23 protein-coding genes are annotated in these 22,663 nt (G+C 60.8%); 16 read left to right on the top strand and 7 right to left on the bottom strand.

Annotated elements, in window-relative coordinates:
- Positions 1-212: 212 nt before the first annotated feature.
- The 12 genes from sufB (at position 213) to trmL (ending at position 12,384) form a co-directional block, all read left to right on the top strand.
- Complete coding sequence (gene sufB / locus BM254_RS16860; RefSeq protein ID WP_092006574.1) at positions 213-1,661, top strand: Fe-S cluster assembly protein SufB; 1,449 nt, start codon at positions 213-215, stop codon at positions 1,659-1,661.
- Between the two features lie 61 nt (positions 1,662-1,722).
- Positions 1,723-2,496 carry a Fe-S cluster assembly ATPase SufC gene (gene sufC / locus BM254_RS16855; protein WP_092006571.1) on the top strand — a complete coding sequence of 258 codons (774 nt, stop codon included), beginning with the start codon at positions 1,723-1,725 and terminating at the stop codon, positions 2,494-2,496.
- A 12-nt stretch (positions 2,497-2,508) separates the two neighbouring features.
- The gene (gene sufD / locus BM254_RS16850; protein ID WP_092006568.1) at positions 2,509-3,795 is read left to right on the top strand and encodes a Fe-S cluster assembly protein SufD; all 1,287 of its coding nucleotides are present in this window, start codon (positions 2,509-2,511) and stop codon (positions 3,793-3,795) included.
- Between the two features lie 6 nt (positions 3,796-3,801).
- On the top strand, positions 3,802-5,055 hold the full coding sequence (locus tag BM254_RS16845; protein WP_092006565.1) for an aminotransferase class V-fold PLP-dependent enzyme: 1,254 nt from the start codon (positions 3,802-3,804) through the stop codon (positions 5,053-5,055).
- A 13-nt stretch (positions 5,056-5,068) separates the two neighbouring features.
- Positions 5,069-5,425, top strand: a complete 357-nt coding sequence (locus BM254_RS16840) for a HesB/IscA family protein (RefSeq protein WP_092006562.1) — start codon at positions 5,069-5,071, stop codon at positions 5,423-5,425.
- A gap of 156 nt (positions 5,426-5,581) precedes the next feature.
- Positions 5,582-6,124, top strand: coding sequence for a putative Fe-S cluster assembly protein SufT (gene sufT / locus BM254_RS16835; protein ID WP_092006559.1), 543 nt, complete (start codon positions 5,582-5,584; stop codon positions 6,122-6,124).
- A gap of 205 nt (positions 6,125-6,329) precedes the next feature.
- Positions 6,330-6,794 carry a SufE family protein gene (locus BM254_RS16830; RefSeq protein ID WP_092006555.1) on the top strand — a complete coding sequence of 155 codons (465 nt, stop codon included), beginning with the start codon at positions 6,330-6,332 and terminating at the stop codon, positions 6,792-6,794.
- Between the two features lie 311 nt (positions 6,795-7,105).
- A complete protein-coding gene (gene traF / locus BM254_RS16825; RefSeq protein ID WP_092006552.1) occupies positions 7,106-8,428 on the top strand; it encodes a conjugal transfer protein TraF in 1,323 nt (440 codons plus the stop codon).
- 300 nt (positions 8,429-8,728) lie between these two features.
- Positions 8,729-9,853: a tRNA nucleotidyltransferase/poly(A) polymerase-related protein gene (locus tag BM254_RS16820; RefSeq protein ID WP_092006550.1), complete on the top strand. Its 1,125-nt coding sequence runs from the start codon at positions 8,729-8,731 to the stop codon at positions 9,851-9,853.
- An 8-nt stretch (positions 9,854-9,861) separates the two neighbouring features.
- Positions 9,862-10,608, top strand: a complete 747-nt coding sequence (locus BM254_RS16815) for a pteridine reductase (RefSeq protein ID WP_092006547.1) — start codon at positions 9,862-9,864, stop codon at positions 10,606-10,608.
- Positions 10,609-10,735: 127 nt separating this feature from the next.
- The gene (locus BM254_RS16810) at positions 10,736-11,914 is read left to right on the top strand and encodes an acetyl-CoA C-acetyltransferase (protein ID WP_092006544.1); all 1,179 of its coding nucleotides are present in this window, start codon (positions 10,736-10,738) and stop codon (positions 11,912-11,914) included.
- A 5-nt stretch (positions 11,915-11,919) separates the two neighbouring features.
- Positions 11,920-12,384, top strand: a complete 465-nt coding sequence (gene trmL, locus BM254_RS16805; RefSeq protein WP_092006541.1) for a tRNA (uridine(34)/cytosine(34)/5-carboxymethylaminomethyluridine(34)-2'-O)-methyltransferase TrmL — start codon at positions 11,920-11,922, stop codon at positions 12,382-12,384.
- Between the two features lie 204 nt (positions 12,385-12,588).
- Here trmL and secB read toward each other — a convergent pair whose 3' ends face one another.
- Together secB and BM254_RS16795 are read right to left on the bottom strand one after the other, a co-directional pair.
- Positions 12,589-13,089, bottom strand: coding sequence for a protein-export chaperone SecB (secB, locus tag BM254_RS16800; protein ID WP_092006539.1), 501 nt, complete (start codon positions 13,087-13,089; stop codon positions 12,589-12,591).
- A gap of 210 nt (positions 13,090-13,299) precedes the next feature.
- On the bottom strand, positions 13,300-13,716 hold the full coding sequence (locus tag BM254_RS16795; protein WP_092006536.1) for a rhodanese-like domain-containing protein: 417 nt from the start codon (positions 13,714-13,716) through the stop codon (positions 13,300-13,302).
- A 142-nt stretch (positions 13,717-13,858) separates the two neighbouring features.
- Here BM254_RS16795 and gpmM point away from each other — a divergent pair, with 142 nt between their 5' ends.
- The 4 genes from gpmM (at position 13,859) to BM254_RS16775 (ending at position 18,937) form a co-directional block, all read left to right on the top strand.
- Positions 13,859-15,406, top strand: coding sequence for a 2,3-bisphosphoglycerate-independent phosphoglycerate mutase (gene gpmM / locus BM254_RS16790; RefSeq protein WP_092006648.1), 1,548 nt, complete (start codon positions 13,859-13,861; stop codon positions 15,404-15,406).
- A gap of 57 nt (positions 15,407-15,463) precedes the next feature.
- Positions 15,464-16,567, top strand: a complete 1,104-nt coding sequence (locus tag BM254_RS16785; RefSeq protein WP_175497296.1) for a murein hydrolase activator EnvC family protein — start codon at positions 15,464-15,466, stop codon at positions 16,565-16,567.
- Positions 16,568-16,673: 106 nt separating this feature from the next.
- Positions 16,674-18,074 carry a S41 family peptidase gene (locus BM254_RS16780; protein WP_092006533.1) on the top strand — a complete coding sequence of 467 codons (1,401 nt, stop codon included), beginning with the start codon at positions 16,674-16,676 and terminating at the stop codon, positions 18,072-18,074.
- 20 nt (positions 18,075-18,094) lie between these two features.
- The gene (locus tag BM254_RS16775; RefSeq protein WP_425434503.1) at positions 18,095-18,937 is read left to right on the top strand and encodes a divergent polysaccharide deacetylase family protein; all 843 of its coding nucleotides are present in this window, start codon (positions 18,095-18,097) and stop codon (positions 18,935-18,937) included.
- 195 nt (positions 18,938-19,132) lie between these two features.
- On the opposite strand, the gene hisF is transcribed toward BM254_RS16775, so the two are convergent.
- The 5 genes from hisF to BM254_RS16750 form a co-directional block, all read right to left on the bottom strand.
- The gene (gene hisF, locus BM254_RS16770; RefSeq protein WP_092006527.1) at positions 19,133-19,906 is read right to left on the bottom strand and encodes an imidazole glycerol phosphate synthase subunit HisF; all 774 of its coding nucleotides are present in this window, start codon (positions 19,904-19,906) and stop codon (positions 19,133-19,135) included.
- Between the two features lie 10 nt (positions 19,907-19,916).
- On the bottom strand, positions 19,917-20,654 hold the full coding sequence (gene hisA, locus BM254_RS16765; protein ID WP_092006524.1) for a 1-(5-phosphoribosyl)-5-[(5-phosphoribosylamino)methylideneamino]imidazole-4-carboxamide isomerase: 738 nt from the start codon (positions 20,652-20,654) through the stop codon (positions 19,917-19,919).
- 37 nt (positions 20,655-20,691) lie between these two features.
- Positions 20,692-21,330 (bottom strand): imidazole glycerol phosphate synthase subunit HisH, encoded by a 639-nt coding sequence (hisH, locus tag BM254_RS16760; protein ID WP_092006642.1) that lies wholly within the window; start codon positions 21,328-21,330, stop codon positions 20,692-20,694.
- A gap of 30 nt (positions 21,331-21,360) precedes the next feature.
- Positions 21,361-21,954 (bottom strand): imidazoleglycerol-phosphate dehydratase HisB, encoded by a 594-nt coding sequence (hisB, locus tag BM254_RS16755; protein ID WP_092006521.1) that lies wholly within the window; start codon positions 21,952-21,954, stop codon positions 21,361-21,363.
- A 107-nt stretch (positions 21,955-22,061) separates the two neighbouring features.
- Entirely contained in the window at positions 22,062-22,523 is a 462-nt protein-coding gene (locus BM254_RS16750) for an SRPBCC family protein (RefSeq protein ID WP_092006518.1), read from the bottom strand.
- Positions 22,524-22,663 lie beyond the last annotated feature (140 nt).

The following is a 22,663-nucleotide window of genomic DNA, read 5'->3' as shown; positions in this document are numbered from 1 at the left end:
TCGCTCGCCAGAAGCAACGGATTCGCCCACTTGAAAGCATCGGGCACCACAAATCCGTCATCCAAAAACCGATTGCGGGGCGTACTCACACCGTGAGCGACCACTGCAACACCCAACTAGACTGATGATAGCCGCCCGCCAGCCCGACCAAACGGCTGCCGGTGACACCAAGGGCCAAGAGCCCGAGATGAGAGAATTACGGAGCGACGATCATGGCGACCACCGACCAAGAGGTGAACGAGCTGATCAAACGGGAATACGAACACGGCTTTGTGACCGACATCGAAGCCGACACGTTCGAACCCGGACTGAACGAAGACGTCATTGCCCGGCTTTCCGCCATCAAGAAAGAGCCGGAGTGGATGCTGGAATGGCGCCTGAAAGCCTATCGTCGCTGGCTCGAGATGGACGAGCCGGACTGGGCTCACGTCGGTTACCCGAAAATTGACTACAACTCGATTTCCTATTATTCCGCGCCCAAGCGCAAGGAAGACATGCCCCAGAGCCTGGACGAAGTCGATCCGGAGCTTCTGAAAACCTACGAAAAACTGGGCATCCCCCTGCACGAGCGCGAAAAGCTGGCTGGCGTCGCGGTCGACGCGGTATTCGACTCCGTCTCCGTTGCCACCACCTTCAAGGAGCCGCTGGCCAAGGCCGGCGTCATCTTCTGCTCGATTTCAGAAGCCGTCCGGGACTATCCCGAACTGGTGCAGAAATACCTGGGAACTGTTGTCCCCCACGGCGACAACTTCTTTGCCGGCCTGAACTCCGCGGTCTTCTCCGACGGCACCTTCGTGTATGTACCGAAAGGTGTACGTTGCCCGATGGAGCTGTCCACCTACTTCCGCATCAACGCCGCCAACACCGGCCAGTTCGAGCGCACCCTGATCATTGCCGACGAAGGCAGCTATGTAAGCTACCTGGAAGGCTGCACCGCACCAATGCGGGATGAAAATCAGCTGCACGCCGCCGTGGTTGAGCTGGTAGCCCTGGACGACGCCCAGATCAAGTACTCCACCGTCCAGAACTGGTATCCGGGCGACGAGAACGGCAAGGGCGGCATCTACAACTTCGTTACCAAGCGCGGCGCCTGTATCGGCAAGAATTCCAAGATCTCCTGGACCCAGGTGGAGACCGGCTCCGCCGTCACCTGGAAATATCCGAGCTGTGTGCTGCGGGGCGAGAACAGCGTCGGCGAGTTCTACTCCGTAGCGCTGACCCACAATTACCAGCAGGCCGACACCGGCACCAAGATGATCCACCTGGGCAAGAACACCCGGAGCACCATCATCTCCAAGGGTATCTCTGCCGGCAAGAGCTCCAACGCCTACCGGGGCCTGGTGAAATTCGGCCCGGGCGCGGAAGGTGCGCGCAACTTTACCCAGTGTGACTCGCTGCTGATCGGCGACCGCTGCGGTGCCCACACCTTCCCGTACATCGAGAGCAAGAACAAATCCGCCATCGTCGAGCACGAGGCCACCACTTCCAAGGTCAGCGACGAGCAGATGTTCCTCTGCCGCCAGCGTGGTATCGACCCGGAACAGGCCGTCTCCATGATTGTGAACGGCTTCTGCAAGGAAGTGTTCAAGGAGCTGCCGATGGAATTTGCGGTGGAAGCCGGCAAGCTGCTGGAAGTCAGCCTCGAAGGCTCGGTGGGCTGATCCGGCCGGACACCACAGGCAACGAATTCACACAGATTCAGAGATAGAGAGACGCGAACAAATGCTTAGCATCAAGAACCTGCACGCATCCGTTGAGGGCAAAGAGATCCTCAAGGGCATCAACCTGGAGATCAAGGCCGGGGAAGTTCACGCCATCATGGGCCCGAACGGTTCGGGCAAGAGCACCCTGTCCCAGGTGCTGGCAGGCAACGAAGCATTTGAAGTCACCGAGGGTGAAGTCATCCTGAACGGCGAGAACCTGCTGGACCTGGAAACCGAGGAACGCGCCCGCGAAGGCATCTTCCTGGCTTTCCAGTACCCGGTGGAGATCCCCGGCGTCAGCAACCTGCAGTTCCTGCGCACCGCCGTCAACGCCATGCGCAAGCATCGCGGCGAGGAAGAGATGAACGCCGCCGAGTTCATGAAACTGGCGAAGGAAGTCTCCAAGCAGGTGGACCTGGACCCGTCCTTCCTCAAGCGGGGTGTCAACGAAGGCTTCTCCGGTGGTGAGAAGAAGCGTAACGAGATCATGCAGGCACTGCTGCTGCAGCCGAAACTGGCCATCCTGGATGAGACCGACTCCGGCCTCGACATCGACGCCTTGAAGGTCGTGTCCGATGGCGTCAACGCCCTGCGCTCCGAAGACCGCGCCATTCTGATGGTCACCCACTACCAGCGCCTGCTGAACCACATCGTGCCGGACTACGTTCACGTCCTGGCCGGTGGCAGAATCATCAAGTCCGGCGGCCGCGAACTGGCTCTGGAACTGGAAGAGAAAGGCTATGGCTGGCTCGGCATCAAGGACGAAGAAACTGCCGACAGTGCTGCCAACTAAGGAGGCCGCGGAATGAAACCAGCACCGACTCTTTCTGCCGCGTTCCTCGAATCCGCCGGCCAGTCCCTGCCCAAGGCGCTACTGGAGCTGCGCAAGCAGCGCGGTACCGCCCTGGTGGACATGCCGCTGCCGACGCGGAAAACCGAGAACTGGAAGTACTCCAGCAAGTATCTCAAGCTGACCGATGAAATGGCCAGCACCCTGCCCTCGCAGGGCAAGGCGCTCACTGGCCAGGAGGTACCGGGCTACCGGATCGTGTTCCTGAACGGCGTAATTCAGCCGGAAGCCAGCGAGTTTCCGAAAGCTGATGGCATTCGGGTAGCCAGCTTCCGCGACCTGGATGACCAGGAAGCCGCCGAACTGGCCGATCAACTGGACAACACCCTGGACGACAAGGCGGTACAGCTGGCCCGCCTGAACGCCGCCCGTTTCGAAGATGGCCTGCTGATCCGTCTGAAGCCGGACGCCGTGCTTGACCAGCCCCTGTTTGTAATCCACGAAGTCACGGCTGACGCCAGTGGCTCCGCCTTCCCGCGCATTTTCGTCGACGCGGGCCGCCACAGCCAGGCGACCCTGGTGGAGGAGTACCGCTCCAGTGGCTCCGAACCGGTCATGGTCAACACCGTTACCGAGTTCAAGCTGGCCGACGGCGCCAAGATCACCAACGTCCGCCTGACCATGGAAGGCGAGAACGTGCAGCACATTGGTGCTACCGGTGTCCGCCAACAGCGCAACGCCCGTTTCGAGAGCCACACCGTCGGCTTCGGTGGCCCCCTGCGCCGCCACGACCTGCACGTTCGCCTGGAAGGTGAAGGCGGCGAGTGCAAACTCAACGGCGTGGTGGTCACCCAGGGCAAACAACACTTTGACAACCACACCACCATCGAGCACGTGGCCGCCCACTGCAACAGCGAGGAGACCTACCGCAACATCGCGGCGGACCAGTCCCACGCAGTGTTCAACGGCCGGATTCATATCCACCAGGACGCCCAGAAGTCCAATGCGGATATGAACAACAAGAACCTGCTCCTGTCCAACGGTGCAGAGATCGACACCAAGCCGGAGCTGGAGATCTATGCCGACGATGTGAAGTGTGCCCATGGCGCCACCATCGGCCAGCTGGACGAGATTTCCCTGTTCTACCTGGTGTCCCGTGGCATCGCCCGGCGCGAAGCCAATGTGCTGCTGACCATGGCCTTCATCAATGAGCTGGTTGAACAGATTCCGCTGGAGACGGTGCGCGAGACCGCCCACACCCGGCTGAACCAGTTCTTTGACCAGACCTTCCAGGAGGTGTGACCGGTAATGACTGACCTGTCCGTGGCAAACAGCGCCAGCGCCGCCGCGTTCGACGTGGAAGCAGTGCGCCGTGATTTCCCGATCCTGTCCCAGCAGGTGAACGGCAAGCCCCTCGTGTACCTGGACAACGGCGCCTCGGCCCAGAAGCCGGTCGCCGTACTCGATGCCATGGACCGTTATTACCGGGAAATGCACTCCAACGTGCACCGGGGCGCCCACACCCTGGGTGACCGTGCCACCGCCGCGTTCGAAGGCGCGAGAGAGACCGTGCGTAACTTCGTGAATGCCGCCAGCACCCGGGAAATCATCTGGACCCGCGGCACCACCGAAGCCATCAACCTGGTGGCGAACGGTCTGGCTCCCCGCCTGAAATCGGGCGACGAGATCCTGGTCAGCCACATGGAGCACCACGCCAACATCGTGCCCTGGCAGATGATCGCCGAGCGTACCGGCGCGAAAGTGGTGCCGATTCAGGTCACGCCCGAGGGCGAACTGGATCTGGACTCCTTCAACAGCCTGCTAAACGACCGTACCCGGATCCTGGCCATTACCCATGTATCCAACGTACTGGGCACGGTTAACCCTGTGGCTCCGCTGATCGAACAGGCCAAGAAGCGCGGTATCCTCACCCTGATTGACGGGGCCCAGGCGGTCCCGCACTTCAAGCCGGATGTGCAGGCACTGGGCTGCGACTTCTACGTGTTTTCGTCCCACAAGCTGTTTGGCCCCACCGGTATCGGCGTGCTTTACGGCAAGGCCCAGTTGCTGGAGGAAATGCCTCCGTACCAGGGTGGCGGCGAGATGATCGAACGGGTGTCGTTCGAGCGCACCACCTGGAACGTGCTGCCCTACAAATTCGAGGCTGGCACGCCGGCGATTGCCGAGGCAGTCGGCCTTGGTGCCGCCATCGATTACCTCGACAGCCTGGACCGTGGCGCCATGGAAGCGGCCGAGAAGGCCCTGCTTGAGCGCGCAAACCAGCTGGTGGAGACGGTACCGGGCATGGAGATCATCGGCACCGCCGCCAACAAGGTTCCGGTCATGTCCTTTAAAATCGCCGGCCTGCACCCCAGTGATATAGGTACGCTGCTGGATCAGCAGGGCATCGCCATCCGCACCGGCCATCACTGTGCCATGCCGCTGATGGATTTCTACGGAGTACCCGGTACAGCCCGGGCCTCCTTTGCGTTCTACAATACGCTGGACGAGGTGGACAAACTGTTCACCGGCCTGCAGAAGATCCAGCGCCTGTTTGCCTGATGGAGGTGGAATCATGACAGCCGAAGTCTTCACCCCAAGTGACGTAACCGTGACCATGACCCCCAGTGCGGTCAGGCACGTGCGCAAGCAACTCGACAAGAAGCCGGATGCCAAGGGCATTCGTCTGGCCATCAAGAAAAGTGGCTGCTCCGGCTTCAAGTACGAGACCCAGTGGGTGGACGAAACCGCAACCGATGACCGCGTGTTCCACATCGACGGCGTAGACGTGTTCGTGAAAGAGGAGCACCTGCCGATGGTGAACGGCATCGAGATCGATTTCGTTACCGAGGGCGTGAATTCACTCTTCAAGTTCCGCAACCCGAATGCCACGGCAGAGTGCGGGTGCGGGGAGAGTTTTACCGTCGCCTGATCGGTGAAAACGGGGCAGATGAGAAGACGGGGTCAGATGAAGGCTTTCATCTGACCCCAACTTAGGTAAACCCCGCAGACATCTTAAAACGGGGTCAGAAGAAAGCTTTCTTCTGACCCCAACTTAAACAAACCAAAGCACATTACGAGACCAGGTATGCAAGAACGGGAAGTGGTCCTGACCAAACGCGAGGTGGAAGCACGCCTCGTTCCCGCCGGAACCGAGATCATGATTCCAGCGGACACCTTTGTGACCATCACTCAGTCCCTTGGCGGCACCTTCACGGTGGCCGTCAACGGCAACCTGGCCCGGATTGAAGGCCATGACGCCGATGCCCTGGGCAAGCAACCGCTGGAAAGCAGCTTCGAGACCCCGGAAGACGGCACCGTCAACGAGAACCAGGTCTGGGAAGCCCTGCGCAACTGCTACGACCCGGAAATCCCGGTGAACGTGGTGGACCTCGGACTGATCTACGAGTGCAAGATCGAAAACGACACCGGGGAAGGCAACCACGTCTACATCAAGATGACCCTCACCGCCGCCGGTTGCGGCATGGGCCCGGTGATCTGTGACGACGTCAAACGCAAGGTCGAGCACGTGCCCAACGTGGACAAGGTGACCGTCGAACTCACCTTCGATCCGCCCTGGAACAACGACATGCTGACCGACGAGGCCAAGCTCGAGCTCGGGATGCTGTGAGGCCTGAACATGGTGTCAGAAGAAGGCTTTCTTCTGACCCCGACTTCATCCTCCGGGCCTGAACCGCTAACATGGGGTCAGATGAACGCTTTCATCTGACCCCGTTTTAGAACCCGACCCCGGGGTCCGAAGCCCAACCGGGGTCTGAAGAAAGCCTTCTTCTGACCCCATCTTCAATTTCAGCGCCGAAAACAGCAGCAATCACATGACCGCCACCAAAGAAGACTTCCTGAACAACCCCCTCGGAACCAAAACCACCCTGGAAGATGTCCTGGACGCCTTCGAATTCCTGGATGACTGGGAAGAGCGCTACGCCTACATCATCGACCTGGGCAAGCAACTTCCGGCGTTCCCGGACGACGCCCGCACCGAGGAAAATTACGTGCACGGCTGCCAGAGCCAGGTGTGGCTGATCCACCATTACGACGAAGCCAGCGGCAAGCTGTACCTGCTGATTGATTCCGACGCCATGATCGTGCGCGGACTCGCGGCGATCATCCTGGTGGCCCTGAACGGCAAGAGCCCCCGGGAATTGCTGACCACCGACATCGACGAACTGTTCGAACAACTGGACCTGTTCCGCCACATCTCCCCCACCCGCGGCAACGGCCTGAGGGCCATGGTAGGCAAGATCCGCGATCTGGCCGCGGCGGAAGCCGCCGAGTCCTGATTGGGGAACCGGGGTCGCCTCCGGGGTCTGATGAACGCTTTCATCTGACCCCATTTTCGCCTCAGGGGTCTGAAGAAAACCTTCTTCTGACCCCGAGTTCGATCATGCCCCCGTGTTTGCAATCCAGGACGGGGTCAGAAGAAAGCGTTCATCAGACCCCAGAGCCAACCGCCCCCATTTTCACTCCCACCCCCAACTTACACTTCTAAAACAATCTGTTACCACTTCTGTCATGTTCGCGAAAGGCGCCTGCTCTAACCTGTCTGCTCCGTAATATTTGCCTCTTTTTACAACCCAAGACAGGTATCCGAATGAGCAGTAACCGTCTGACCAGACTCTCTGTGGCCGTCGGCCTCACCATTGCCACCAGCTCCGCCCTGGCAAGCCCCCAGCAGTTCATGTCCGCCCGTTCCTTTGGCATGGCCGGCACCGGCGTTGCCACCGCGCACCCGGCGGATGCTGCCATGACCAACCCGGCCATGATGGCGGCAGATCACCACGACTGGTCAGACGATTTCGGGCTGATGCTGCCATCGGTGAACGCCCGCGCCGCCGATGAAGCAGAGACCGTAGACCAGATCGACGATATCCAGGATGTGATCGAGGAGTTCGACCGACTGGTTACCGAATTCGAAAACACCTCCAACCGCGAGAATGCCGAGAACCTGGCCGCCAGCGCCGCGGATCTCCGGGACCGTCTGGTTGCCTTTGACGAAGACACCATGCGAGTCAATGCGGGCCTTGGACTTGGCCTGGCCGTACCGGGGCAAAGCCTATCTGTCGGCGTCTTCACCAACGCCAACCTGACCGCTACCGTGCGCGGCGAGCTGTCCGACAGAGACCGTAGCCTGCTGGACAACATCGTAACCGCGGCGGGCTCCGGCTCGCCCTCCAACGTGCAGGCCATCATCGACGGAGCAGCAGTCGATGACCAGGGCGATATCCGCTTTGATTCCAGGGGCCGCATCCTCGCCTCGGCCGTCGGTGAAGTCGGTATTGCCTTTGCCCGCGCCTTCGAGCTGCAAAGCGGTGACCGCTTCCAGCTGGGTATCTCGCCCAAGTATGTGGAGCTGAGAACCTTCCAGTACACCGAGACCGTCTCCGGGTTTGAGGACGATGAATTCGACGGCGACCAGTACGAGACCGACAAGAGCGGCTTCAACGTGGACCTCGGCGCCGCCTATGCCTTTGGCGATGAGCACCAGTGGAACGCAGGCGTTGCCGTTAAAAACCTGATCCCCATGGAGCTGGACTCTGCCGCCAGCCGGCCGGAGCTGGGCGAACAGGTTCGCACCCTGGAACTCAATCCCATGGTCACCGCCGGGATTGCCCACAAGAGCGAGCACCATGTGGTCACTGCCGAGCTGGATCTCACCAAGAAGGAAGCCTTCGGCTTTGAAGATGACACCCAGTGGCTCGCCCTGGGCGCCGAGTTTGATGCCTGGCGCTATGCCCAGCTGCGCGTCGGCGTGCGCCACAACCTGGCCAGCAACGACAACAACGATGGCATCGAAGAAGATACCCAGTTCACTGCCGGCCTCGGCCTGAACATTCTGGGGGCGCGCCTGGATCTGGGTGCGCTCTACAGCGATGCGGATGTGGGTGCGGCCATCGAGATTGGCAGCGCGTTCTGACGTTGCCATGGGGTCTGATGAAAGCCTTCATCTGACCGCTCTTGTGAACATGGGGTCAGAAGAAAGCGTTCTTCTGACCCCGTCTTAGGTTCCAACCTCGGGGCCTGATCTAACTTGGGGTCAGAAGAAGCTTTTCTTCAGACCCCTGAGCCAGCCGCCACCACCTGACTCGGACCGGGGTCTGATGAACACTTTCATCTGACCCCTCTTTCACTCCCGTCTCCTCCCCCACTATTTGCCAACCTCCCGCCCACGCCCGATAATCCCCTCAACACCCGAACCAAAACCAAAGGCATTCCCATGCAAACCTACCTGGTCGGCGGCGCTGTCCGTGACGAACTGCTGGGCATTGACGTCAAGGATCGTGACTGGGTGGTGGTCGGCGCCACCCCGGACGAGATGCTGGCCAAGGGCTTCAAGCAGGTGGGTGCGGACTTTCCGGTTTTCCTGCACCCGAAAACCCGGGAGGAATATGCCCTGGCCCGCACCGAGCGCAAGCAGGGCCGCGGCTACCACGGCTTCAGCGTCTACAGCGCTCCCGACGTCACTCTCGAAGAGGACCTAAAGCGCCGGGATCTGACCATCAACGCCATGGCAAGAGATGAGCAGGGCGAGCTGGTGGATCCCTTCCACGGGCTTGAGGACCTGCGTTCCCGGCAGCTGCGCCATGTTTCCCCGGCCTTTGCCGAAGACCCCCTGCGCATTCTCCGCACTGCCCGGTTTGCCGCCCGCTTCCAGCCCATGGGGTTCAAGGTACATCCGGACACCATGGCACTGATGCGCCAGATGGTCGCCGAGGGCGAGGTGGATCATCTGGTACCGGAGAGGGTCTGGCAGGAAGTGCAGCGCGCCCTGCACGAACAGGAGCCCGGAACCTTTTTCGAGGTTTTGCGGGACTGCGGAGCCCTGCCCGTTCTAATTCCCGAACTGGCAGATGATGACACCCTGGCCATGGCGCTGTCCGCACTTCGCAGTGTCGCGCGGCACGATACCAGTACCGGTCAGCGCTTTGCCGCCTTGCTACTGCCGCTGTCCGCCGAGCAGGCAATAACCCGCGCCGAGGCCATGAAGGCCCCGAACGACTGCCGGGATCTGGCGAGGCTGGCCTGCCATTTCAAAACGGGGCTGGCTGATTTATCCTCAAGCAAAGACGCAACCGCTTCGGCGCTTCTCGAACTGCTGGATTACGCCGATCTCTGGCGCCGCGAGACGCGCTTCGAGGCACTGCTGCAGGTGCTGGACTATGCCCTGCCCGAAGACCTCCGGGCCGGGGTTCACGCCCTGCAGATCGCCGCCCGGGCGGCCGCCGGAGTCAACCCCAGGGAACTCCTGGCCCGGGGATTCAAGGGTAAGGCCATGGGCGAGGCAATCCGGGCAGAGCGGCTCAAGCGTATAGAACAGGCATTGCCCGCATCCAACAGCTGAGGACAGACATGACTGACAATGCGCCCGTTGCACTGGTTACCGGTTCCGCCCACCGCCTGGGGGCCCGCACCGCCGAGATGCTGCACGACCGCGGCTGGAACCTGGTGGTTCATTACCGTACCCGGCAGACCCAGGCCACGGCGCTGACCGAGAAACTCAACGAGGCACGCCCCGGCTCGGCCATCTGCCTGCAGGCCGACCTGACCCGGATGGACGATGTCCACCGTCTCGGCAAGGAGGCACTCGCCCACTGGGGCAGGCTGGATGGCCTGGTCAACAACGCCTCGGTGTTCTACCCCACCCCCAATGGCGAAGCCATGTACGACGACTGGGACCGGATCATGAACACCAACCTCCGCGCCCCTTTCTTCCTGCTCCAGACCTGCCTGACTGCACTGAAGAATTCTCACGGCAGCGTCGTCAACCTGATCGACATCTACAGCGAAAAGCCCCTGAGCAACCACCCGCTGTACTGTGCCAGCAAGGCTGGACTGGCCGCTCTGACCCGCTCCTGGGCCAAGGATCTGGCACCAAACGTCCGGGTCAACGGGGTATCGCCGGGAGCGATTCTGTGGCCGGAGAACGACGGCGCGATTGACCGGAGTTACCAGAAGGCCATCGTCGAGAAGACTCCACTGGCCACCACCGGCAATCCCGACGACATCGCCAGCATGGTGATTTTTCTGATGTGTGACGCCCCGTTTGTGACCGGGCAGATCATCTCCGTGGATGGCGGCCGCAGCCTGAACATGTAAGCCCGGCCGCTCCATCTCGCCGCGGCCAGGTTTTGGCCACCCACCCCTTTCCGGATACAATGCCGGCAGTTTTCCATCCCAGAGCGCGGGGCCATCAACCCGCGCCAGTAAATACCGGAGAGATTCCATGCGTGATGTCGTCATTGTTGCCGCCAAGCGGACCGCCGTCGGAAGTTTCGGCGGTGGCCTGTCCAGCCTGAGCGCTGACCAGCTCGGTTCTGCCGTACTCAAAGCCCTGCTCGAAGAAACCGGTGTCGCCGGAGACCAGGTCAATGAAGTGGTACTTGGCCAGGTACTGACCGCTGGCTGCGGCCAGAATCCGGCCCGCCAGGCCGCAATCCATGCCGGCATTCCGGCTTCGGTACCAGCCATGACCATCAACAAGGTCTGCGGGTCTGGCCTCAAGGCCGTGCACATGGCCGTCCAGGCCATCCGCTGCGGCGATGCCGAGCTGATGATCGCCGGCGGCCAGGAAAGCATGAGCCAGGCGCCCCACGTGCTGCCCAACAGCCGTAACGGCCAGCGCATGGGCGACTGGACCATGATCGACACCATGATCAAGGACGGCCTGTGGGACGCATTCAACGATTACCACATGGGCATCACCGCAGAGAATATCGTCGAGAAATACGGCATCAGCCGCGAGGAGCAGGACGCCTTTGCCGCAGCCTCCCAGCAGAAAGCCGTGGCCGCCCAGAAGGCCGGCTACTTCGACGGCCAGATCGTGCCGATCACCATCCCCCAACGCAAGGGTGACCCGCTGGTGGTGGACAAGGACGAATGTCCCCGGGATGGCGTGACCGCCGAGAGCCTGGCCAAGCTCCGTCCGGCCTTCAAAAAGGAGGGCACCGTCAGCGCCGGCAACGCCTCCTCCCTGAATGACGGCGCCGCAGCCGTCATGGTGTGCAGCGCCGAGAAAGCGAAAGAACTGGGCCTGACCCCGATTGCCACCATCAAGGCCCACGCCAATGCCGGCGTGGACCCGACCATCATGGGCACCGGCCCGATTCCCGCCAGCCAGCGCTGCCTGAAACTGGCCGGCTGGAGCGTGGATGACCTGGACCTGGTCGAGGCCAACGAGGCCTTTGCTGCCCAGGCCATTTCCGTCAACCGGGACCTGGGCTGGGATACCGACAAGGTGAACGTGAATGGCGGCGCCATTGCCATCGGCCACCCCATCGGTGCCTCCGGCTGCCGCATCCTGGTTTCCCTGCTGCATGAGATGGTTCGCCGTGATGTCCACAAGGGCCTCGCGACCCTGTGTATCGGCGGCGGCATGGGCGTGGCCCTGGCAGTGGAACGCTGAAGCCAATGCTCCATGTGGTGCTGTACGAGCCGGAGATCCCGCCCAACACCGGCAACATCATCCGGCTCTGCGCCAATACCGGCTGCCAGCTGCATCTGATCGAGCCCCTTGGGTTCACCCTGGAAGACAAACAGATGCGGCGGGCCGGGCTGGATTACAGCGAGTACGCCACCGTCAAGGTGCATGCCAGTTACCAGGCATTTCTGGAAACCGAACAACCCTCACGACTGTTCGGACTGACCACCAAGGGCAGCCGGTTCTATCACGAAGTGAACTACCAGGATGGTGACTACCTGATGTTCGGCCCGGAAACCCGGGGGTTGCCTGAGGAGGTGAGGGAAAGCCTGTCGGAGGGCCACCGGATCAGGGTGCCCATGCGGCCGGAGAGCCGGAGCTTGAACCTGTCGAATACGGCGGCGCTGGTGGTTTACGAAGCTTGGCGGCAGCTTGGGTTTGATGGTGGGGTTTGACAGAAATGAAGATGGGGTCAGATGAAGGCTTTCATCTGACCCCGGAGTTCGGCGCTGATCTTTGGCTCAATGGTCTGAGGTAACTCAGGGGTCTGATGAAAACCTTCATCTGACCCCAATTTCGCATCCCCCCCCCCCAGGGGCCAAGTCTCAACTCAGGGGTCTGATGAACACGTTCATCTGACCCCGTTTTCACCGACCCCCTTAGTGAGCCTGCTGCTCCCCACTCCCTTCGCCAGCACCCTCTTCCTGCTTGCGCTTCAGCGCCTGGGCGTAAATGGCGTCGAAGTTGACCGGTGCCAGCATCAGGGCCGGGAAAGAACCCTTGGCAACCACGTTATCAATGGACTCGCGGGCATACGGGAACAGGATGGTCGGGCAGTAGGCACCGAGCATCTGGCCCAGTTGAGCACCTTCGATGCCCTGCACCAGGAACACACCCGCCTGCTGGATTTCCACGATGTAGGCGACTTTCTCACCGATCTTGGTGGTGACGGTCAGGGACAGGACCACTTCGTACTGGTTGTCGCTCACCTTGTTGTGGGAGGTGTTCAGGTCCAGATTCACCTGGGGCTTCCACTGCTCCTGGAATACCAGCGGCGCGTTCGGTGACTCGAACGACAGATCCTTCACATAGATACGCTGAAGGGCAAACTGGGGTTGGTTCTGGTTTTCATTGCCTGCGGCTTGCTGATTCTCAGCCATGTTCGGTCCTTTGTGCTCTTGGTGGGCTTGGGTGCCCGGTTATTGTCTTGTTTCGAAAATGGGGTCAGATGAAGGTGTTCATCAGACCCCGGAGTCTGAAAACGGGGTCAGAAGAAAGCTTTCTTCTGACCCCTTGTTAAACTCATGCCGGCTCCGGCGAAGGTCAAACAGTGCGGCAGATCGGGCCCGAGATCAAGGGCCATCTCGGCGTTACTTTTTCACCAGCGGCAGGTTGCTGGCCTTCCAGTCGCTGACACCACCATTGAGGCGCACCACGTTGGTGAAGCCCTCGGCGTTGAGCTGCTTGACCGCCATGGCCGAATGCTGGCCCATCTTGTCGGCAACGATGATCTGCTTGTCCTTGAACTTGTTCAGTTCCGAAGCACGGCTCTTGAGGCTGTTCAGGGGAATGTTGACGGAGCCGGTGATGCGGCCTTCGCCGAATTCCTTGCGGTCACGGATATCCACCACCACGGCCTCGTCCTTGTTGATCAGGTTGACCGCCGCCTGGGCGGATACCTTGGCACCACCACGGCGGGCCTCCAGGATCAGGATCGCCACCAGGAAGGCCACAAACAGCGACACCAGAATGTAGTGATTGACAACGAATTCGAACAAGCGGTCCATGAAAACACCCTGAAAATTTGTTTGGCGGGATTATACACACCCAGCCTGCTGCAAAGAAGGCGGGGACATGGCTTGCGCGAATGAAAACGGTTACAATCTGACCTTCTCTTTTATCAAGTTTTCCAACCAACCGGATGATGTGATGACCGCGACGCGCAAGCCGACTGCACTGATTATCCTGGACGGCTGGGGTTACCGTGACCCCGCCGAAGACAATGCCATCAGCAACGCCAACACCCCGTTCTGGGATCAGCTGTGGGCTAACCAGCCCAAGACCCTGATCAACACCTCGGGCATGTTCGTGGGGCTGCCCAAGGGGCAGATGGGTAATTCCGAGGTGGGACACATGAACCTCGGGGCCGGCCGCGTGGTCTACCAGAGCCTTACCCGGATCGACAAGGATCTGGAAGAAGGCACATTCCAGAAGAACGAAGTACTGTGCGCCGCCATCGACAAGGCGGTGAGCAGTGGCCGCGCCGTGCACCTGATGGGGCTGATGTCTCCGGGCGGCGTGCACAGCCACGAGGACCACATCTTGGCGGCGGCCGAGCTGGCTGCCAACCGGGGCGCAAAGGAAGTCTACATCCACGCCTTCCTGGACGGCCGCGACATGCCGCCACAAAGCGCCAAACCTTCCCTGGAGAAGGCCTCTGCCAAGCTCAAGGAACTGGGTGTCGGCCGGGTAGCCACCATCGTCGGCCGCTATTTCGCCATGGACCGGGATAACCGCTGGGATCGTATCGAGACGGCCTATAACGCCATGACTCTGGGCGAGGCCGAGTACACCGCAACCGATCCGGTTACCGCCCTGGCGCAGTCCTATGAGCGCGGCGAGAACGACGAGTTCGTCAAAGCCACCCGCATCCAGGCTCCGGGCGAACCGGACGGCACCATCAACGATGGCGACACGGTCCTGTTCATGAATTTCCGGGCCGACCGCGCCCGGGAAATGACCCGTGCCTTTGTGGACAAGGATTTCGACGGCTTCGAGCGCCGCAAGCACCCGGAGCTGGCCGATTTCGTGATGCTCACGGAGTACGCCGCGGACATCAAGACCTCCTGCGCCTACCCGCCCGAGCAGCTCACCAACGGCCTGGGCGAATACATATCCAGGCAGGGCAAAACCCAGCTGCGCATCGCCGAAACCGAGAAGTACGCCCACGTGACCTTCTTCTTTAATGGCGGCATGGAAACCCCGTTCGAGGGTGAGGACCGCATACTGGTGCCCTCTCCGAAAGTCGCCACCTACGACCTGCAGCCGGAAATGAGCGCGCCGGAGGTTACCGACAAGCTGGTTGAGGCCATCAAGAGCGGCAAGTACGACCTGGTTGTGTGCAACTACGCCAACGGCGACATGGTCGGCCACACCGGCAAGCTCGACGCCGCCATCAAGGCCGCCGAATGCATCGACCGGTGCATCAAGCGGGTCGTTGAGGCATTGGACGAGGTCGGCGGCGAAGCACTGATCACCGCCGATCACGGCAACTGCGAGCAGATGACCGACCCGAGCTCCGGCCAGCCCTACACCGCTCACACCATCGGGCCGGTGCCGCTGGTTTATACCGGCCACCGCAAGGTCCATCTCAAGAACGACGGCAGCCTCAGTGACGTGGCCCCGTCCCTGCTGACCCTGATGGGTCTGGAGCAGCCCGAGGAAATGACCGGGCACAGCCTGGTCGAGCTGGACTGATCCGGACCAGTCTTGGCCTTGAAGCCTTTACCCGTCCTGGCACTCGCCCTCAGCTTTATGCTGGGGGCGACGTCCACACAGGCGCAGCAGCAGGAAGTTACCCCTGCCCAGATCGAAGACCTCAAGGATCGCATTGAGGATATCGACGAGTGGCTGGCTGACGCCGAGGAAGATCGTTCCGACCTGGAACAGCAGCTGGCAGCGACAGAGCGTCGGATCGGCGAACTGACCCGCGAGCGCCGGAACCTGCGTGAGAAGGCCGAGCAGCAACAACAGCAGCTGCAGGAACTGGAAGAGCAGGAAGCCTCCCTCAACGAAACCCTCAGCCGCCAGCGCGAAAGCCTGAAACAACAGATCCGCTCCGCCTGGATGGAAGGCGACGCCCCCGCCGTCAAGGTATTGCTCAACGAGATCGACCCGGACCAGATGGCCCGGACCATGACCTACTACGAGTACCTGAGCCGAAATACGGTTGAGCGCCTCGAAGCCTTCCAGAAAAGCCTCCGGGAGCTGAGGCAGACCCAGGCCAGAGTCGTCGTAACCCGGGCCGAACTGACCGACACCGAAGCCACCCTCAGCAAGCGCCAGCAGGAACTGTCAGCATCCCGAAAGGAACGGGAACAGACCCTGGCAGCCCTGAAAACCGAGATCCAGAGCCGGCGGAGCGAACGGGATGACCTGGAAGCGGACCGCAAGCGCCTGGAAAAACTGCTCGAGGAAGTGCAGCAGGCCATCGCCAGCATTCCCGCCCCCAACGAATCCCGGCCCTTCCGCTCTCTGAAGGATAAGCTGCCCTGGCCGGTCAAGGGCAAGGTAGTCAGCGGCTTTGGCGATCGCTACGCCGATGGCAAGTTACGGCGCAATGGTCTGCTGATCAGCACCAATGAGGAAGCCCAGATCAAGGCAATTCATTATGGCCGCGTGGTGTTCGCCAACTGGCTTCGCGGTTTTGGCCTGATCACCATCATTGATCACGGCGATGGCTACATGACACTCTACGGCCACAGCAGCAGCCTGTTCACCAGCCCCGGCGACTGGGTAGCGGCCGGCGAGACCATTGCCGTGGCGGGCCAGACCGGCGGTACCGATACGCCCGCGCTGTATTTTGAGGTCCGCCATAACGGCAAACCGGACAACCCGAGGCGCTGGCTGGCAAACTGAAGCTCCGACGAACCCACTCAAGGGCTGACAAACGGCCCGGCTGACGCCATACTGTCGTGAATCAGGGAAATCCGTCCAACTAGTGGAAACAAAACGGGATATATCGATGAAACGGGTCAGAAGTACACTTCCGCCAAGGGTTTTATGCAAACTCACGCTCGCCACCTGTTTCATGACCGCATCGAGCCTGGCCTTTGCCCAGGATCCACAGTCCGAGGAATTGCTGGAAGGCATCCAGGACGGCGAGAAAGTGGAAATCAGCCTGCCCGATCCCGAAAAACAGCTCCCACTGGACGACCTGCGCAAATTCACCGAAGTATTCAGCCGCATCAAGGATGCCTACGTCGAGGAAGTCTCCGACCAGCAACTGCTCGAAAGCGCCATCAAGGGCATGCTGTCTGACCTCGACCCCCACTCCACTTACCTCGCTCCCAAGGACTACGAAGAACTGGAAGAAAGCACTTCCGGCGAATTCGGCGGCCTCGGCATTGAAGTGGGTATGGAAAACGGCTTTGTCAAAGTCATCTCCCCGATCGACGACACCCCGGCCCAGAAAGCCGGTGTGCAGGCCGGCGACCTGATCATCAAACTGGATGAAAAGCCGGTCAAAGGCATGTCCCTGGAAGAAGCGGTAAAGCTGATGCGGGGCAAGCCCGGCACCGTACTCACCCTGACCATCATGCGCGAAGGCGAGAGTGCGCCAATCGAGATCGACGTTACCCGGGATATCATCAAGGTTACCAGCGTGAAATCGCGCATGCTGGATAACGGCTACGGGTACGTGCGCGTTACCCAGTTCCAGGCCGATACCGGTGGCCAGTTCAAGGACACCCTGAAGAAGCTCGAAAGCGAATATGGCGCCGACCTGGATGGCCTGGTCATCGACCTGCGCAACAACCCCGGCGGCGTTCTGCAGGCCGCGGTGGAAACCGCTGACGCCCTGCTCGACGGTGGCCTGATCGTCTACACCGAAGGCCGGATCCAGAGCTCGCGGCTGCGCTTCAGCGCCAAGTCCGGAGATGTCATGGCAGGCACACCCATTGTGGTCCTGATCAACGGCGGCTCCGCCTCGGCTTCCGAAATCCTGGCCGGAGCTCTTCAGGATCACGAGCGCGCCGTCATCATGGGCACCCAGTCCTTTGGCAAGGGTAGCGTCCAGACCGTTATCCCGCTGGATGAGACCCATGCCATCAAGATGACCACTGCCCGCTACTACACGCCGGATGGCCGCTCCATCCAGGCCACCGGTATCAAGCCGGATATCGTGGTGCGCCCGGCGGAACTGACCGAACTCGAGGGCGGGCCGTTCTTCACCGAAGCCGATCTCAGCGGCCACCTGGAAGGCCAGGACGAGGGCAAGGAGCCGGACAGCTCTGATGAGCAGGCACCGGATTCCGCCTCCATGGTCGAGCGGGATTACCAACTGCGCTCAGCCCTGAACCTGCTCAAGGGCATGAACATTCTGAACCGCAGGGATGGAGCTTCCGGAGAAGGAAACGGCGAGTGAGTCTGATTCGTTACCTGGTGCTGGCAGCTGCCTGCCTGGCCGCTGCCAGCGCGAGCGCGGGTGAGTCCCCGCGGGAACTGCCGCCCACGATCGCCATCATCATTGACGATATGGGCCACAACCTTCACGAAGGCCGGCGCCTGGCCAACATGGACCAGCCCCTGACCCTGGCCTTCCTGCCCTATCGGCGCTTCACCGAACAACTGGCCAACTTGGCGCACCAGCAGAACAAGGAGATCATGCTGCACGCGCCCATGGCCAACACCCAGAACTTCAGCCTTGGCGCCGGCGGGCTTACACCGGACATGGACGAACACACCCTGAGCCAGACCCTGCGTCGCTCACTCCAGTCCATCCCCTACGTCAGTGGCGTCAACAACCACATGGGCAGTCTGCTGACCCAGCAATTGCAAGCTATGGACTGGGTCATGAAGGAGCTCGACAAGTACCCGGTGTACTTCGTGGACAGCCGCACCATCGCCTCCTCCGTCGCCGGCGATGTGGCCACCGCCTACCGGATACCGAACATGACCCGGGATGTGTTCCTGGACCACGAACAGACCGAAGAGTTCGTTGACCGCCAGTTCAAGCTGCTGATCAAACGCGCCAAGGAGAATGGCAGCGCAGTTGGTATCGGGCACCCGCACAAGGTCACTGTGGATTACCTGGAGAAGCACCTGCCGCTGCTGGATGAGCAGGGCATTGCCGTGGCGACCGTGAGCGGGCTGTGGGCCATGCGTAACGGGAACCGGGCGATGTTTGCGGAGGGGGAGAAGCAGGCGATTCGGCCGGCTTACGCGGCAAAGATCAAGTTGGGGTCAGATGAAAGCGTTCATCAGACCCCGAAGAAAGACGTGAACTAGGGGACAGGCGCCAAGTTGGGGTCAGATGAAGGTTTTCATCAGCCCCCTGGGGAATACCTGAACTCGGAGACAGGCGCTAAGTTGGGGTCAGATGAAAGCTTTCATCTGACCCCGTTTTCAGGCCTGACTCCGAGCTAGCAATAGCCAGGGGTCTGAAGAAAGCCTTCTTCTGACCCCGTTTTCATTCATGCCCGCTCAATCCCGGACTTCAATCCCCTGCGCCTTCATAAACGCCTTCGCCTCGGGAATCGTATGCTGCCCGAAGTGGAAAATGGAGGCAGCCAACACCGCATCCGCCCCACCCTTGGTCACACCATCCGCCAGATGCTGCAGTTCACCTACACCACCTGAGGCAATCACCGGCACCGCCACCGCATCGCTGATGGCGCGGGTCAGGCCCAGGTCGAAGCCGATCTTGGTGCCATCCCGGTCCATGCTGGTCAGCAGCAGTTCACCGGCGCCCATCTCGACCATCTTTCTGGCCCATTCCACGGCATCCAGCCCGGTGGGCTTGCGACCGCCGTGGGTGAAGATTTCCCAGCGCGGCTCCTCGCCTTCGGCACTGACCTGCTTGGCGTCGATGGCGACCACGATGCACTGGCTGCCAAACCGCTCGGCGGCCTCACGCACGAATTCAGGATTGAATACCGCCGCAGTGTTGATGGACACCTTGTCGGCGCCGGCATTGAGCAACTTGCGGATATCCTCAACGGTACGCACGCCGCCACCGACGGTCAGCGGGATAAAAACCTCCGCCGCCATGCGCTCCACCGTCTCATAGGTGGTGTCGCGACTCTCATGGCTGGCCGTGATATCGAGGAAGGTAATTTCGTCGGCGCCCTGCTCGTTGTATCGGCGGGCCACCTCGACCGGATCCCCGGCATCCCGGATATCCACGAAGTTCACCCCTTTGACCACGCGGCCCTTGTCCACGTCCAGGCAGGGAATGATGCGTTTTGCCAGTCCCATGCTAACTCCCTCAGCCGTTCAGGCTGTCGCAGAAGGCCTGGGCCTCGGAGACATCCAGGGTGCCCTCGTAGATGGCACGGCCGGTAATGGCGCCGAGGATGCCCTTCTCCGCCACTTCGGCCAGGCGCTTGAGGTCATCCATGTTGGTCACGCCGCCGGAGGCGATGACCGGAATGCCACCCTCTTCCGCCAGCTTGGCAGTGGCCTCAACGTTCACGCCCTGCATCATGCCGTCACGGCTGATATCGGTGTAAACGATGGCTTCAACCCCGTCGTTGGCGAAACGCTTGGCCAGATCGACGGCCATGACTTCGGAAACTTCCGCCCAGCCATCGGTGGCCACCCGGCCGTCTTTCGCATCCAGGCCCACGATGATGTGACCGGGAAAACGCTTGCACATCTCAGTCACGAACTCCGGCTCTTTCACCGCCTTGGTACCGATAATCACCCACTGAACGCCGGCCTTCAGATAGGCCTCGATGGTTTCAGCGGAGCGGATACCGCCACCGATCTGGATCGGCAGATCCGGATACTTCCTGGCAATGGCCTGGACGATCTCGCCGTTGACCGGCTCACCGGCAAAGGCGCCATTCAGATCCACCAGGTGCAGACGACGGGCGCCGGCGTCCACCCAGCGGGTTGCCATCTCGACCGGGTCGTCACCGAAGACGGTGGAATCGTCCATCCGGCCCTGACGCAGGCGTACACATTTGCCGTCTTTGAGATCAATGGCGGGGATAATCAGCATAGAGCAATGTCCGTGTAGTTCGTTCTGATGGCCGGCGTTACTTGCCGGACCAGTCCACAAAGTTTTTCAGCAGCTGCAGGCCAGCCCGGGCACTTTTCTCCGGGTGGAACTGCACCGCAAAAATGTTGTCGCGGGCAACCGCGGCCGCCAGGTCGACGCCATAATGGGCACGGCCGGCCATGTCGGCATTGCCCTTGGCCTCGGCGTAATAGCTGTGCACGAAATAGAAGCGGTCGCCGTCCGGGATGTTGTGCCAGAGCGGATGGTCGATGGTCTGGAAGACTTCGTTCCAGCCCATGTGCGGCACTTTCAGGCGCTCACCATTTTCCACCAGGTTGTCGCCGAAGTAGCGAACCTCGGAAGGGAACAGGCCGATACAGTCCACACCACCGTTCTCCTCACTGCGGGACATCAGCGCCTGCATGCCGACACAGATACCGAGGAAGGGGCGATCCCGGGACACTTCCCGGACCAGCGTATCCACTTCCAGCCGGCGAATCTCCGCCATGCAGTCGCGGATGGCTCCGACGCCGGGCAGGATGACGTGGTCCGCCTCCCGGATATGGTCGGCGTTATCGGTCACCAGGACGGTGACATCCGGGGCAACGTGCTCCACCGCCTTGCGGGCAGAATGAAGGTTCCCCATACCGTAGTCGATGATGGCAACGGTTTTCATGGTCAAATGCGATGTCCTGTTGGTGACCGGTTACAGCGAGCCCTTGGTGGACGGGGTGATCCCCGCCATGCGCTCGTCCATCTCAATCGCCATGCGCAGGGCACGGCCGAAGGCCTTGAACACCGTCTCAATCTGGTGGTGGGTGTTCTTGCCCTTCAGGTTGTCGATGTGCAGGGTCACCATGGAGTGGTTGACGAAACCGTGGAAGAATTCCTCGAACAGGTCCACGTCAAAACCGCCCACGGAGGCACGGGTATAAGGCACGTCCATGGACAGGCCCGGACGGCCGGACAGGTCGATCACGACGCGGGACAGGGCCTCATCGAGCGGCACGTAGGCATGGCCATAGCGACGGATGCCCTTCTTGTCGCCCACCGCCTGCTTGAAAGCCTGGCCCAGCGTAATGCCGATGTCTTCCACGGTGTGGTGATCGTCAATGTGCAGGTCGCCCTTGGAGACAATGTTGAGGTCGACCAGCCCGTGGCGGGCGATCTGGTCCATCATGTGCTCAAGGAACGGCACACCGGTGTCAAAGCTGGACTTGCCGGTGCCGTCGAGATCGATCTCGACCGTAATCTGTGTTTCGAGGGTGTTGCGTTCTACGCGAGCCTTACGTTCGGCCATGGAGACTCCGTCGTCATAAACCGGCTTGGTGCCGAAAACAATTTGTCTGCGGATTATACCTTTTATGCCCGCCGGAGTCCCGCAACCGCGTTAATGACCCTGATAGCTCAGAACGCCTTCTTGAGGTTGTTCATGTAGGTGTCCACGAGACTGTTGAACTCGTGCTTGATCACCGGGCTGATGGCCAGTTTCAGCAGGCTGGGCAGGGGCACGGTCAACTCCGCGCTGGTGCGGAACTTCACCTTGGTGGCATCGTCGCCGTTGGCCGCCAGGGTCCAGGAACCGCTCACCACGCCGTTACCCTCGCCCTTGATCGGCTCCCAGGTAATCTTGCCGGCCTCCTTGTCCGAGTAATACTTGCAGGCGTAGACCGACTGGATGGCGTGCTTGTCCACGCCGACTTTTTCCATTTCCCAGCGATAGCTGTTGTCACCGAGGTCGGTCAGCTTGTCGACCTTCGGGAAATGACTGGCGGAACGCGGTACGTCGGCCAGCAACTCAAAGACTTCGTCGTAACCCGCAGGGATCTCCAGATCGCGGTTCAACTCGATCGACACAGTAATTGCCACAGCCCACTCCTTCTTGTCTTTATAAACTGTCTGCGGAGGCCGAATGGCCCCTCACGGGGAAAATCAGGGGGAGTATTTTGGCCTATCACTACACCATTGTCATACTCCTGCGCTGTTAATTTGTTAACCCTGCGTTATCC

Origin of the sequence: Marinobacter pelagius (genome assembly GCF_900114925.1) — a bacterium.
GTDB lineage: Bacteria > Pseudomonadota > Gammaproteobacteria > Pseudomonadales > Oleiphilaceae > Marinobacter > Marinobacter pelagius.
Note: the sequence above shows the minus strand (reverse complement) of the source record. Positions and strands in the feature narration are given on the sequence as shown.